Origin of the sequence: Porticoccus litoralis (assembly GCF_030676955.1) — a bacterium.
Classification (GTDB): domain Bacteria; phylum Pseudomonadota; class Gammaproteobacteria; order Pseudomonadales; family Porticoccaceae; genus Porticoccus; species Porticoccus litoralis.
Window position 1 is genome coordinate 38,024 of the sequence record NZ_JAUUUU010000002.1, and the last position, 13,433, is coordinate 51,456.

The 13,433-nt window shown below is 54.2% G+C and carries 13 protein-coding genes and 2 tRNA genes; 2 read left to right on the forward strand and 13 right to left on the reverse strand.

Features of this window, described 5'->3' with window-relative positions; genetic code table 11:
• Positions 1–23: 23 nt before the first annotated feature.
• Positions 24–1,364, reverse strand: coding sequence for a tRNA (N6-isopentenyl adenosine(37)-C2)-methylthiotransferase MiaB (gene miaB, locus Q8A57_RS04420; RefSeq protein ID WP_305169775.1), 1,341 nt, complete (start codon positions 1,362–1,364; stop codon positions 24–26).
• Positions 1,365–1,522: 158 nt separating this feature from the next.
• On the opposite strand from miaB, the gene Q8A57_RS04425 reads away from it, so the two are divergent.
• A complete protein-coding gene (locus Q8A57_RS04425; RefSeq protein WP_305169777.1) occupies positions 1,523–1,861 on the forward strand; it encodes a DUF1820 family protein in 339 nt (112 codons plus the stop codon).
• 78 nt (positions 1,862–1,939) lie between these two features.
• On the opposite strand, the gene Q8A57_RS04430 is transcribed toward Q8A57_RS04425, so the two are convergent.
• The 12 genes from Q8A57_RS04430 to Q8A57_RS04485 form a co-directional block, all read right to left on the reverse strand.
• Entirely contained in the window at positions 1,940–3,220 is a 1,281-nt protein-coding gene (locus Q8A57_RS04430; protein ID WP_305169778.1) for an aminotransferase class I/II-fold pyridoxal phosphate-dependent enzyme, read from the reverse strand.
• Positions 3,221–3,463: 243 nt separating this feature from the next.
• Positions 3,464–3,540, reverse strand: a tRNA-Met gene (locus tag Q8A57_RS04435).
• Between the two features lie 84 nt (positions 3,541–3,624).
• Positions 3,625–3,852: an acetyltransferase gene (locus Q8A57_RS04440; RefSeq protein WP_305169779.1), complete on the reverse strand. Its 228-nt coding sequence runs from the start codon at positions 3,850–3,852 to the stop codon at positions 3,625–3,627.
• Positions 3,853–3,884: 32 nt separating this feature from the next.
• Complete coding sequence (locus Q8A57_RS04445) at positions 3,885–5,114, reverse strand: PQQ-dependent sugar dehydrogenase (protein ID WP_305169780.1); 1,230 nt, start codon at positions 5,112–5,114, stop codon at positions 3,885–3,887.
• A 54-nt stretch (positions 5,115–5,168) separates the two neighbouring features.
• Positions 5,169–6,260 carry a redox-regulated ATPase YchF gene (ychF, locus tag Q8A57_RS04450; RefSeq protein ID WP_305169781.1) on the reverse strand — a complete coding sequence of 364 codons (1,092 nt, stop codon included), beginning with the start codon at positions 6,258–6,260 and terminating at the stop codon, positions 5,169–5,171.
• Positions 6,261–6,295: 35 nt separating this feature from the next.
• Positions 6,296–6,880: an aminoacyl-tRNA hydrolase gene (gene pth, locus Q8A57_RS04455; protein WP_305169782.1), complete on the reverse strand. Its 585-nt coding sequence runs from the start codon at positions 6,878–6,880 to the stop codon at positions 6,296–6,298.
• A gap of 44 nt (positions 6,881–6,924) precedes the next feature.
• Positions 6,925–7,578 carry a 50S ribosomal protein L25/general stress protein Ctc gene (locus tag Q8A57_RS04460; protein WP_305169783.1) on the reverse strand — a complete coding sequence of 218 codons (654 nt, stop codon included), beginning with the start codon at positions 7,576–7,578 and terminating at the stop codon, positions 6,925–6,927.
• Between the two features lie 91 nt (positions 7,579–7,669).
• The gene (locus Q8A57_RS04465) at positions 7,670–8,602 is read right to left on the reverse strand and encodes a ribose-phosphate pyrophosphokinase (protein ID WP_305170148.1); all 933 of its coding nucleotides are present in this window, start codon (positions 8,600–8,602) and stop codon (positions 7,670–7,672) included.
• Between the two features lie 56 nt (positions 8,603–8,658).
• Positions 8,659–8,734: transfer RNA gene (locus tag Q8A57_RS04470), tRNA-Gln, on the reverse strand.
• 4 nt (positions 8,735–8,738) lie between these two features.
• Positions 8,739–9,578: a 4-(cytidine 5'-diphospho)-2-C-methyl-D-erythritol kinase gene (gene ispE / locus Q8A57_RS04475; protein ID WP_305169784.1), complete on the reverse strand. Its 840-nt coding sequence runs from the start codon at positions 9,576–9,578 to the stop codon at positions 8,739–8,741.
• Positions 9,578–10,180, reverse strand: coding sequence for a lipoprotein insertase outer membrane protein LolB (gene lolB / locus Q8A57_RS04480; protein ID WP_305169786.1), 603 nt, complete (start codon positions 10,178–10,180; stop codon positions 9,578–9,580). Before lolB ends, ispE begins: the two co-directional genes overlap by 1 nt.
• 3 nt (positions 10,181–10,183) lie before the next feature.
• Positions 10,184–11,956 carry a tetratricopeptide repeat protein gene (locus tag Q8A57_RS04485; protein ID WP_305169787.1) on the reverse strand — a complete coding sequence of 591 codons (1,773 nt, stop codon included), beginning with the start codon at positions 11,954–11,956 and terminating at the stop codon, positions 10,184–10,186.
• 196 nt (positions 11,957–12,152) lie between these two features.
• Between Q8A57_RS04485 and hemA the strand changes: the two genes are divergently transcribed.
• Positions 12,153–13,421, forward strand: coding sequence for a glutamyl-tRNA reductase (gene hemA, locus Q8A57_RS04490; RefSeq protein WP_305169788.1), 1,269 nt, complete (start codon positions 12,153–12,155; stop codon positions 13,419–13,421).
• The last annotated feature ends 12 nt before the right edge of the window (positions 13,422–13,433 follow it).

The following is a 13,433-nucleotide window of genomic DNA, read 5'->3' on the forward strand; positions in this document are numbered from 1 at the left end:
TATATTTTCAGGTTATTTGTGGGTTATGCCAGCATGCCCCGTAACGAATTGGGCAGGGCTTCTGTAATGGCAAGTTCTACAAATTGGCCGATCAGGCTGTGGTCCTGGCTGGGGAAATTCACCACCCGGTTATTTTCTGTGCGGCCCTGGAGCTGGCCGGGGTCCTTCTTGGATATGCCGGTCACCAGAACGGACTGCTGGCTGCCGACCATCTCTTCACTGATACGCATGGCGTTCTGGTTGATACGGTTCTGCAAAATTTGCAGGCGCTGTTTTTTCACTGCTTCAGGGGTTTCATCTGGAAGATCTGCGGCAGGGGTGCCGGGCCGGGCGCTGTAGATAAAACTGAAACTGTGATCAAAGCCGATATCGTTAATCAGCTTCATGGTGTCCTCAAAATCTTTCTCCGTTTCTCCCGGGAAGCCCACAATGAAATCGGATGAGATGCTGATGTCCGGGCGGATTTGCCGTAACTTTCGAATTTTTGACTTGTATTCAAGGGCGGTGTGCCCGCGCTTCATGGCAGCCAGCACCCGATCAGAACCACTCTGCACTGGAAGGTGTAGGTGGCTGACCAATTCTGGAACCTGGGCATAGACTGCAATCAGGCTGTCGGAGAACTCAACCGGATGAGATGTGGTGAAACGAATACGGTCAATGCCGTCGATATCCGCCACATAGGTGATCAGTTCAGCCAGGTCGCAGATATGGCCGTCGGGCATTTCTCCACGGTAGGCGTTCACATTCTGGCCCAGCAAATTGATTTCGCGGACACCTTGCTTGGCCAGATGAGCGACTTCGGCCAGAACATCCTCAGCGGGACGACTGACTTCCTCGCCACGGGTATAGGGCACCACGCAGAAGGTGCAGTATTTTGAGCAGCCTTCCATTACTGAGACAAAAGCGCTGACACCGTCGGCATCCGGTTGGGGCAGTCGGTCAAACTTTTCGATTTCCGGGAAGCTGATATCGACAATGGTTGTGCCGTCACCCTGTTTTCTCTCGGACAGCATTTCCGGCAGTCTGTGCAGGGTTTGGGGGCCAAAGACGAGGTCCACATAGGGTGCACGTTTGGCGATGGCCTCACCTTCCTGGCTCGCCACGCAACCGCCGACGCCAATGACGAGGTCGGGATTTAATTCTTTCAGGTGTTTCCAGCGGCCCAACTGGTGAAATACCTTCTCCTGCGCTTTCTCGCGAATGGAGCAAGTATTAAGCAGGATGACGTCGGCTTCTTCCGGATTGTCCGTTGACACCATCTGATAGCTATCACCCAGCAGATCACGCATACGCGATGAATCGTACTCATTCATCTGGCAACCGTGGGTCACAATGTGCAGCTTTTTAACGTTCTCTTCAGGCATGGTGAGGACAAGTGTTTAATTTATGGGCAATTGCTCGGGTCGCGCATTATAGCGATGGACGTGGAGGAAGCCCATACACATCGGGGTGATTGGATGAAATTTGCACAAATTGTGGTATTCTCTCGCCCCCTTGAATAACCGTTGGACAGACAAGCGACATGGCTTCAGCTCCCATCTACAAAATCATGTTTCTCAACCAGGGCGAGATGTATGAAATCTATGCTCGGCAAGTCTACCAGAGCGATCTCTGGGGATTTCTTGAGGTTGAAGAGTTTGTGTTTGGCGAGCGCTCACAAATGATCGTTGACCCGGCCGAAGAAAAACTCAAAACTGAATTTGCATCGGTGAAACGAAGCTTTATTCCTCTGCATGCCGTGGTGCGTATTGATGAAGTGGAAAAGGAAGGCGCTTGCAAGGTGAGCGAGGTAAAAGGTACCGGCAATATTACGCCGTTCCCTTACCCCAATCTGGTGCCAAACCCGAATAAAGGCGACTGAACAATATCAGGGTTCGCGAATAAAAAGGGCAGCTAAAGCTGCCCTTTTTATTGGTCATTTCTTGGGTGCCGCTGTTAGCTAGCCGGCCTGAAGGCGCTGGCTGACCGATGCCAGCTTGACCGAGTTGCAGAAGACGGCCATGGCCTTGTCGATATCCTCAACAGTGGGGAAAGAAGGGGCCAGGCGAATATTGCAGTCCTGTGGATCTTTGCCATAGGGGAAGGTTGCGCCAGCAGGGGTGAGCTTGACACCTGCTTCTGCTGCCAGTTTCACTACTTCACTGGCCAGCCCCGGACGGGTGTCAAAGGAAATAAAGTAGCCGCCCTCAGGGGTGCTCCAGCTGCCCAGATCAGAATCCGCAAAATTTTTCTGCAAGTGGTCCAGAACGCAGGCAAAGCGAGGCTTCAGCAATTCTGCATGCTTGATCATATGAGCGCGCAATTGTTGTACGTTGCTGATGACACGGAGATGGCGCAGTTGATTTACCTTGTCCGGGCCGATGGTGGCGATTCCCAGATGGTTTTTCATGGCCTTCAGATTGACGGCCGAAGCGGCCATAAAGGCAACCCCAGCCCCGGCAAATGTGACTTTTGAGGTAGAGCCGAACTGTAGCACCGAGTCTTCAGTGCCTGCTTTTCGGCAATAATCCATGATATTGGGCAGCTCCGCAGGATCATCTGTCAGGTCGTGAACCACATAGGCATTGTCGTAGAAAATACGGAAATTATCGGCAGCAATGGTGCCCAGATTGGCCAGCCGTTCTACCGTCTCGGCGCTGTAGATACAGCCCGTTGGGTTGGAATATTTGGGGACGCACCAGATGCCTTTGATGGACTGGTCGTTACGGACCAGAGACTCAACCACATCCATGTCAGGGCCGTTGTCATCCATGGGCACATTGACCATTTCAATGCCAAGTTCTTCGCAAATGGCAAAATGGCGGTCATAGCCGGGAACCGGGCAGAGGAATTTTACCTTGTCCTCGTTACGCCATGCCGATGTGGGACCGGTGAAGCCAAATTGCCAGCCAAACAGGGCTGAGAAATACATTAAGGTCAGGCTGCTGTTGCCGCCGACCAGAATGTCTTCGGCTTTGACGCCGAGAATATCCGCGGCCAAGGCCTTCATGCCGGGGAGTCCATCAATGCCGCCGTAGTTGCGGGTGTCCGTGCCGTCGTCGGCGATATAGTTGCCTTTCAGAGCTCCATCCAGGTCATTGGCCAGGGATAGCTGGCTGGCAGAGGGTTTGCCTCTGGTTAGGTCCAGATTGAGACCTCCTGCCACAAAAGACTGGTGGTTGGTGGTAAGTTCTTTATGCCATTGTTGCAACTGCTCGCGGGTTGCCTGTTCGACGTACACTTGATTTCCTCGTAAACGGGGTGATTGATAGGTGTCTTCCGGTTCAGTTCAACAGCCTATGGGTTGTTGATGGCGCTGGGTCAGCCGATAAAACGGGTACATTGTAATACATTCACCTGTTGACCACCTCTCTCGTTGAAGCCCAAAAACCTGGCTTCGGGCGAAGAGACGAATATCGATCCTGGTGTATTATTGCTCACAAAAAAGGCCTAACAACCTGTGGTGTTAAGCCTTTATCTTGTATGGTAGCTACGGGTGGACTTGAACCACCGACCCCAGCATTATGAATGCTGTGCTCTAACCAGCTGAGCTACGTAGCCATTGCTCTTTTAGAGAGGGCGCGAATTTTCTCGATTTTGCCAGGGGTTGTCAAGGCGTTTTCCGCAGTCGGTTGCGCGACGCTTTTATCCTTTCGTGGGCAATTCATGATCCCGATAATGGGGGTCCAGCCAGCATTGGGGCAGGGATTCCCCGGATAGAAAAACCAGGTGTGCTTTAGGGATGGTTTCCGGCTCCTGCGCTTCTTCCCCGTAGCGATAGCGCCCGGCAACGTCTTGGCGAAAAGGATCGAACAGATCCTGCAAAGACAGAATTTCAACCAGGTGACCGGAAGGTTCCTCTTTCATGAACATGATGTTCCCTCCTGGTGATTGTTTGTAGAGAGTTAATCTATATATAGCATGCGGTAGATGCTGCCAGCGTAATCATCAGAGATATAAATACTGCCATCGAGCCCTTCTTCTATATCCACAGGTCTACCAATCACCTGTTGGTTTTGTCGTAGAAAGCCTGTGAGAACATCTTTGATACTGATAGTGCCCTGCTGGTCCCAGCGCAAAGCAACCACCTTGTAACCGTCGGGCTCGCTGCGGTTCCAGGAGCCGTGCAGCGCGACTAAGGCGGTGCGCTGGAAAGTTTCCGGTCTGTTGCTATGGCGCATAAAATGGATGCCCAGGGGTGCATTGTGGGCAGGAAAACCATAGGACGGTGAAAGACTGGATGTCAGCAAAGATTCTTTACCCTGGCCGAGATCGGGGTCCAGCTTCCCGAAGCCATTGATATAAGGCCAGCCATAAAACCCGCCAGCCTGAATCAGGTTGAGCTCACAGGGTGGAAAATGATCCCCCAGCATATCGCGTCCGTTATCGGTGGCGTAGAGTTGGTTGCTCCAGGGTGTCCAGTCGAAGCCGACACTGTTTCTCAGGCCGGTAGCAATAATCTCCTCGCCACTACCATCCGGTTGGTAGCGCATCATTGCAGCACGGCGCGGGTCTGATTCCTCACAGACATTACAGCTTGAGCCGACAGTTAAATACAGCAGGCCGTCAGGGCCAAAGCGGATGCTCCGTGTCCAGTGGCCGCCGCCGGGGGGTAGGTCGGTGATCAGTCGCTGGTAGTCGCCCACTGGCTCGCCGGATGTCCAGTCCATCGCCACGCGCCCCACGGCATTGGTTTCTGCCACATACAGCCAGCTGGTGTTGCCGTCATCAAAAATCTCGATACCGTGAGGGCGTTTCAGGTTGGAGAGAATCACCCGGTTGTTATCGGCCTGTCCGTCGCTATTGGTATCGGCAAGAAGGATGATCGAACCGGTAGGGGGTGAGCTGACCAGCAACTGGCCATGGGGGGCGGTTTTTAGAATCCGTGGTCTGGTGAGATTGTCGGCAAATACTGTAAGTTGCAAGCCAGGCGTTATAACCAGTGAATCAGCGATGCGGTGGCTGGTTTCCGGGCTGCCGGCACCCGAGATAGAATTGAAAATGACGGCGAAGCTGCTGATCTGCAGTCCCGGCACAAAGCGAGTGGCGAGGAAAACTGCCAGAACAAGCAGTAACAGCAGCAGTGTGAAGATCCTGAGTGAATAGTGCATCGCTTCATTATAGAAGCTACGCACCCGTATGACAGTCCGGCATGGGTGTCTCCCATGCCGGCAGTTAGAGGCTTGGGTTTAGACGTTAAACCGGAAGTGGATGACGTCGCCGTCTTGGACCACGTAGTCCTTACCTTCGAGGCGCCATTTGCCGGCGTCCTTGGCACCCTGCTCACCTTTGCAGGCGACAAAATCGTCGTAGGCTACGACTTCCGCGCGAATAAAGCCTTTTTCGAAGTCAGTGTGGATTTTTCCGGCAGATTGAGGGGCTGTGGCACCAACAGGAATAGTCCAGGCGCGGACTTCCTTGACGCCGGCGGTGAAGTAAGTCTGCAGCCCTAGTAGGGAATAACCAGCGCGTATCACGCGGTTAAGTCCCGGCTCCTCCATACCCATTTCCTGCAGAAATTCGAGTTTTTCCTCGTCTTCCAATTCAGCGATTTCTGCTTCCAGTTTGTTGCAGATGGGTACGACCACAGCCCCTTCCGAGTCGGCAATTGCCTGTACTTGATCGAGATATGGATTGTTCTCGAAACCGCCCTCATCGACATTGGCGATATACATGGTGGGTTTCAGTGTCAGCAGACTCAGGGAGCGGATGGTTTTCAGGTCATCCTTTTCGAGGCCAAAGGAACGTAATGGCTTGGCTTCGTTGAGATGTGGCAGGATTTTTTCCAGTACAGCCTTCAGGGCGATGGCGTCTTTATCCTGACCCTTGGCAGCCTTGGCGGATCGCAGCAGAGCTTTTTCAACCGTTTCCAGGTCGGCAAGGGCTAATTCAGTATTGATTACGTCGATATCTGCGGCGGGGTTGATCTTGCCCTCCACGTGCACGACGTTGTCGTCATCAAAACAGCGGACCACGTGGGCAATGGCGTCGGTTTCGCGGATGTTGGCAAGGAATTGGTTGCCGAGACCCTCTCCCTTCGATGCCCCTGCAACCAGGCCGGCAATGTCCACAAACTCCATGGTGGTGGGAATGATGCGTTCAGGTTTGACGATCTCAGCCAGTTTGTCCTGCCGTGGGTCTGGAATGGGCACAATGCCGGTGTTGGGTTCTATGGTGCAGAATGGGAAATTTGCCGCGTCAATACCCGCTTGGGTCAGCGCATTGAACAGGGTGGATTTGCCCACGTTGGGCAGGCCGACGATTCCGCAATTAAAACCCATAATGATTTCCTGAATACTGTTTCTGCCCGGTGGGCCTAGTTATTGGTATGAAGTTTTTTCATGGCGTCGTTCCAGCGTCCGGCAACGGTATCGCCAATGACATCTAACGCCTGATCAATACTCTGTTCGATGAGCTCCTGCTCACTGGCCGGGGCGCGTTTCAACACAAAATTAACAACTTCACTGGCGTGCCCGGGGTGACCGATACCCAGCCTTAATCGCGCAAAGTCTCGGTTGTTGCCCAATGCCTGGATGGTATCCCGTAGACCATTGTGTCCGCCGTGGCCGCCGCCCAATTTCAGGCGTGCTGTACCGGGGCTGAGGTCGAGTTCGTCGTGGGCCACAAGAATGGCTTTCGTCGGGATACGGTAGAAGCTGGCCAGCGCTGCGATGGCTTTGCCGCTGCGATTCATGAACGTGTCGGGGATCAACAGCCACACCGGAGCGCCATCGATGATAGCTTTGGCGGTTTTGCCAAAAAACTTGCTTTCGGGCGTCAATTCTACGGAGTAGCGGTTTGCCAGTGCCGCAACAAAATCGGCCCCGGCATTGTGACGGGTTCGGTCATATTGTGGGCCGGGGTTTCCCAGCCCCACAATGAGCTGAACGGGCGTATCCAATGTCGGGGCCTGCTGGTGTCTCTGAAGACAGAAAGAGTGGTTGATTACTCTTCGGACGTCTCTTCGTTATCACCTTTGTCTGCAGCTTCTTCGTCAGTTGTTTCTTCAACAGCTGCCTTGGGCTTGTTGATGGTGAAGATGGGCTGGTCGTGCTCTGCACCATGGCTCAGCTCTACACTTTCCACCCCGGATGGCAGGGCAATGTCAGAAATGTGCAGAACACCGCCAATATCAACTGCACTGACATCCACTTCGATGTACTCGGGCAGGTCGGCGGGCAGACAGCTGATGTCCAGCTCTGTCATGTTGTGGGAAATGATACCGCCACCCATTTTCACACCGACACAGATATCTTCGTTGATGTAGTGGAGGGGAACCTTGGTGTGCAGTTTCTGGGTCTTACTGACGCGCAGGAAGTCTGCATGGATCACGACGGTTTTGGACGGGTGACGCTGAAGATCCTTGAGGATCACGTCCTGGTCGTTACCGTCCACCGAAATGGTGATGATGTGCGAGTAAAACGCTTCATTTTGCAGTGCGTGTTCCAGCTCGTTGCTCGCGATGCTGATGTTTTCCGGTGCATTTTTGCCACCATAGATAATGGCAGGCACCAGGTTGGCCTCACGACGCAGGCGGCGGCTCGCACCTTTCCCCATGTCATTGCGGACCATGGCATTCAATTTAAAATCATCGGACATTGCCTTGACTCCTAATTATTCCCATTGCGATCCGCGACCAGAATCGTAGTGGGAGTGAAATAAGCCCTGATGGGCAGTTAAGTAAACAGCGCTAGTCGAACATAGCGCTGATGGATTCCTCATTGCTGACCCGGCGCATGGCTTCTGCCAGCATCGGAGCCAGGCTCAAGACGCGGACTTTCCCGCAGTGGCGGGCAGCTTCGCTGAGTGGAATACTGTTGGTGACCACGAGCGTGTCGAGGGAAGAGTTCTCGAGGTTTTCGATAGCTTTACCCGACAGTACAGGGTGGGTGCAGCAGGCAACAACCCTTTTCGCACCGTGCTCTTTGAGCGCATCGGCGGCTTTGCATAGGGTGCCTGCAGTATCCACAATGTCGTCAACCAATAGGCAGGTGCGGCCTTCTACCTCACCAATAATGTTCATTACCTGTGCCTGATTCGCTTCGGGACGACGTTTGTCGATAATGGCCAGGTCAGTGTTCAGTTGTTTGGCCATGGCGCGGGCGCGGACAACGCCGCCAATATCGGGCGAAACAACGGTCAGATCTTCATAATTCTGCCGTTCAACATCAGAGAGCATAACGGGCAGACCGTAGACGTTATCTACGGCACAGTCGAAAAAGCCCTGAATTTGCTCGGCGTGAAGGTCAACGGTCATCACGCGGTCGACGCCTACATTAGTGAGCATGTCGGCGACCACTTTGGCGCTGATGGGAACGCGGATGGAGCGAACGCGGCGATCTTGGCGGGCATAGCCGAAATAGGGCAGTACGGCGGTTATGCGACCCGCAGAAGAGCGGCGAAGGGCGTCGATGATGAGCATCAACTCCATCAGGTTTTTATGTGTCGGTACACAGGTGGGCTGAACCACAAAGACATCGCGACCGCGCACGTTCTCGCGAATCTCGACATTAATTTCGCCATCAGAAAACTGGCACACCAGCGCATCACCCAGACTCAGGCTGAGGTAGCGAGCGATTTCATTTGCCAGCTCCGGGTTAGCATTCCCGGAGAAAACCATCATATTTGCCACGGCTTTTTTCCTGATCGGGGTCTTGGTGCAGCTAACCCAAAGGAATATGGCTGGGGTGGGAGGACTCGAACCTCCGAATGACGGGATCAAAACCCGTTGCCTTAGCCACTTGGCGACACCCCAGTAGTCAGTTGTGTGACGGGAGCTTGTCAAGCAAGGGTGACCGGTTGACCCCTTGTGCAACAAAGCCTTGCCAAGGCGCCGGCATTTGTTTCAGGACTGATCTCGCATCAGCTTCTGAATCAAAGCGGGCAAATAGGCAGGCACCTGTTCCCGTCAATCGAGCATCGGCAAATTGAGCGAGCCAGAGGCGTGCTTTTTTTACCTGAGGATATAGAGCCTCAACGACTGTCTGACAGTCATTCCGGCCACCCTGCTCGAGAAAGGCGCGTATTTTGATCGGATGCGTGTTTCTTGTCAAACCCTGATGCGCGAAAATTGTAGCGGTAGAAACCTGTGTGTCCGGGGCCAAAACCAGGTACCAGTAAGACTTCATTTCCACTTTTGTGAGTTGCTCGCCAACCCCTTCTGCCCAAGCGCTGTGACCAAAGATAAATACGGGTACATCGGCGCCTAGTTGCTGGCCAAGGAACATCAGTTTTTCCCTGGACCAGTTCAGCTGCCAGAGCGTGTTCAGCGCCATCAGTGTCGTGGCAGCATCACTGCTACCACCACCCAGGCCGCCGCCCATTGGTAGTTGCTTGTGTAGATGGATGGCGGCCCCCATTTTGCAGCCGCTTTCTTGCTGTAGCAGTCGAGCTGCCCGATAGATCAGATTGTCTTCAGGAGGAACCGCCTCCAGGGTTGGTGTGACCCTGATGACTCCGCTGGAATCGACTTCAATGTCCAGCTGATCTCCAAAATCCAACAACTGAAACAGGGTTTGTAAGTTGTGATAACCATCCGGACGGCGCCCGGTGATATGCAGGAACAGGTTGATTTTCGCAGGAGCAGGCAGTGACAGCATCAATGATTTTCCATGTCCAGGTGCCACTGCTTGATGACCAGCGTGAAACTGTATTCTCCGCTGTTCCCGCGGATACGACCGGGCAGTATCCACGGGCCGACCTGTTGGTAGCCTGAGAATTGTAATTGCCAGTTGGCCTGGGTAAGGGTCGACAGGGTGCCATCCAGATTGTGGCTGCTGACATCCTGGGTCGTGTTGGGTGCAGGTATGCCGCGAATCCAGAAATGTAGTTCATCCACGGGCCACTGCCAGCCAAACAGCTGCTCAGTGAGGGCTGCAGGCGAAGGCGAATAGAGGGTCTCCTTGCCGCTGCGGCGCAGCTCTGCGTGATGACTGTTGCCCAGAATCTGGGTGGCACCCGTGCCGAAAGGTCCGCTTAACAGTAACTTGAACGCGTCTGATGACTGCTGCCAGTTCAGCCATGCACTGCCGCCATCGCGACTGTCACGATAGCCCAACTTGCCTTCCAGCTGCCAGCTGTTGAAGTTCTGGAGCGCGGACTGGTGTTGTTGCCAGTCTGATATGACCGGCTCGGGTCGGGGTGTGTGGCTGGCACAGGCGCCAAGAAACAGCGTGGCAAATATCAGGGCTAACAGACGCACTAACTATTCCGCCTGCAGGCGCTGCATGGTTTCGAGAATGATAGGGTTGTCGGGATGCTGCTCGAGGATTTGCTGCCAAATCTGAAGCGCTTCTTCCTGCTGGTCATTAGCCCACAGCGCTTCGCCCAGATGCGCTGCAATTTCGGGGTCTGGCATTTTTTCCAGCGCTTCCTGCAGGTGGATGATGGCCGTATCGTATTCTCCGAGCTGGAAGAGCACCCACCCCAGGCTGTCGATAATGGCCGGATCGCCGGGATTCAGTTCCAGTGCTCGCAGGATCAGTTGTCGCGCTTCCTCGTAGCGATCCGTATGCAGAGTGAGGGTGTAGCCGAGGGCGTTAAGCGCCATGGAATTATTGGCGTCCTGGGCAAGGATGGCGCGGAGGTCCTGCTCCGAGCTAGCAAAATCATTTTCTCGTTCACTGAGAATAGAGCGACTGTAAAGCAGTGAAATGTTGTTGGGGAAATGCTCCAGTGCTTCGCTGAGAATCAGGCGCGCATCGCCGATCAATTGATTCTCCACCAGCAATTCAGATTCGATCTGATAGAGTTGCGCGGAATAGTGGGGGTATTCCAGGCGCAGCTGGCTCATATAGAGTTGTGCGCTGCTAAGTTGTCCGTTGCTGGCCATGAATCTACCCAGCTTCACTACGGCTGGCAGGAATTTGGGACCGTTTCTGACCGCGCGATAATGCAGAAGCACCGCATCGCTGTTGTTTTCTTCCTCAGCCAGTTGGCCCAGTTCGTAGTGGGCGGCTGCCGCCATGTTGGGGTTCTTGCTGAGCTGGGTATACAGTTCTCTGGCTTCCTCGTTTTTGTTGAGCCCACGGCAGACCAAAGCCAGGGTGTATGCCAGTTCGGCATCGTGGGGGTACTGCACCATCAGGGTATTCAGTTGTTGATAGGCTCCGAGCAGGTCATCTTCAGCCAGGAAGCGGGCATATTGCAGTCGCAGTCTTTTACTGTCTGCTAGACCATCCAGCACGGTGCCGAGGAATTTTGTGGCTTCCTGTTTTTTGCCCAGCTGGTGAAGTAGCTGGGCTTTCAGCATGATGGCACTCTCTTTCGCCGGTGCCTGTTCAAGCAACTCATCGACGGTGGCCAGCGCTGTCAAGAACTGGCCTTGCTGGCGGAGAAGCATGGCATAGGTCAGCAACACGGTTTCATCTCTGGGCAGTCGTGAGCGCAAATCGGTGTAGGCATCCAGTAACGTCTGGCGTTGCGCCGGTGTGGAGCCGCCCGCACTCACCGTCAGGCCCATGATGGGTTCCTGGTCACCCTGTTTAAGCGCAAATTCCGCATGTTGCAGGGCTTCTGTCAGACGGCCTTCCCTGCCCAGCGACAATGTGGCAACGCTACGGGCGTCGAGGTTGTCCGGTTCAATGTCGCTCCACAGCAAGGACATTTCCAGCAGCGCAGGGTGGTTTTCGGCATAGGCGGCGACGCGGGCCGCTCTCGCAACAATTCCCGGGTCCCGGGTCGCTCTGGCCTGTATCAGATAATTGGATAGCGCCAAAGGCAGGTTATTGTCCATGCCTGCCAGTTCTGCCACCAGGAGGTCGTAGAGGGTTTCTGTGGGGAATGCCCGCACCGGGTATTCCACAGCCTCTTCGTCAGCCTTTGGCTGTTCCCCTGGAGCTGTAGTGGGGACAACCGCTGCTGGCTGATCACTGACGACCTGATTGCCTTGGGGGGTGGAACAGCCCGTCAGGATGAATGAACAAGCCAAAAGCGTCGGCATGGCGATGCCGGAGAGACGGGTAAAGTGTTGAAACAATTTTGGCTCTTTCAATGGTGAATATCGGATTCGTCGGGCAATGGTTGGATTAATGTCATTATAGGCGGCCTCATTGTAGCCAATAACTCAGACAATAAATCAAGGCCTTTAGTGCCAAGAGCCTGAATTTCTATACCGCTTGTCTTTGCAGGTCGAGAATCGGACAATTGCGGGCTCACTTCCAAGCTCCGTTTTCATGACCATTTTTGCTCTGGGCATCAACCACCGAACCGCCCCTCTCGATATCCGGGAGAAGGTGGCTTTTGCCCCGGAACAGATGATGGAAGCGTTGCAGGGCCTGGCAGATGCTGCCGCGCTTAAGGAAGTCGCGATACTTTCTACCTGTAATCGTACGGAAATATACGCGGAAGGTGAGCAGGCGGATCAGGTACTACACTGGCTTGCCCAACAGCGGCGCATCTCCCTGGAGCAGCTGCAGAGTTGCCATTATCTCTTGACCGATTCCGACGCCGTTCGCCATATCATGAAGGTTGCCTGTGGACTCGATTCCATGGTGCTCGGTGAGCCGCAAATTCTGGGTCAATTGAAATCCTGCTACGCCGTGGCCCGTGAGGCAGGAAAAGTGTCGACAGTGCTGAACCAGCTGTTCCAACAGGCCTTCAGTATTGCCAAGCGGGTGAGAACTGAGACCGCCATCGGGCAAAGTCCAGTATCGGTGGCCTACGCTGCCGTCAGTCTCTCTCAGCAGATTTTTTCTGACTTGCGGGATGTGCGGGCGCTCTTGATCGGCGCGGGGGAGACGATTGAGCTGGTCGCCCGTCACCTTCAGGAGAAAGGCGTCAGGGAAATCACGGTTGCAAACCGCACCCTCAGTCGGGCACAAGACCTTGCGGAGCAGTTTTCAGCCCAGGGCATTCTGTTGTCCGAAATACCCGACTATCTGCACAGGGCAGATATGGTGATTTCCTCCACGGCCAGTCAGTTGCCCATTCTTGGCAAGGGCGCTGTTGAATCGGCACTTAAACTACGCAAGCACAAACCCATCTTTATGGTGGATATTGCGGTACCGCGAGATATCGAGCCGGAAGTGGCAAAGCTTCAGGATGTCTACCTGTATACCGTCGACGACCTGCAGGCTGTGATCGATGAAAACATACGCTCCCGGCAGAGTGCCGCTGGTGAGGCAGAGGATATTGTCGAACAGGGCGTTGTGGGCTGGCAGAGTCAACTGCGCGCGCTGAACGTGGTGGACACGATTCGTGCTTTTCGCAGCAGCGCCGAGGAAGCCAGGGATCATGAACTGGAAAAGGCACTGGCTTCACTGCGCGCCGGCCAGGCTCCGGAGTTGGTCCTGAAAAGCCTGGCGCGCAACCTCACCAACAAATTAATGCACACCCCGACTACGCGGTTGAAGCAGGCCGGTGAACAGGGCCTGACAGAACATATTGACTTGGCGCATCACCTGTTTGGTCTCAAAAAACCCGACGACGGGTCTGAATCCTAACCACCTTTAAGA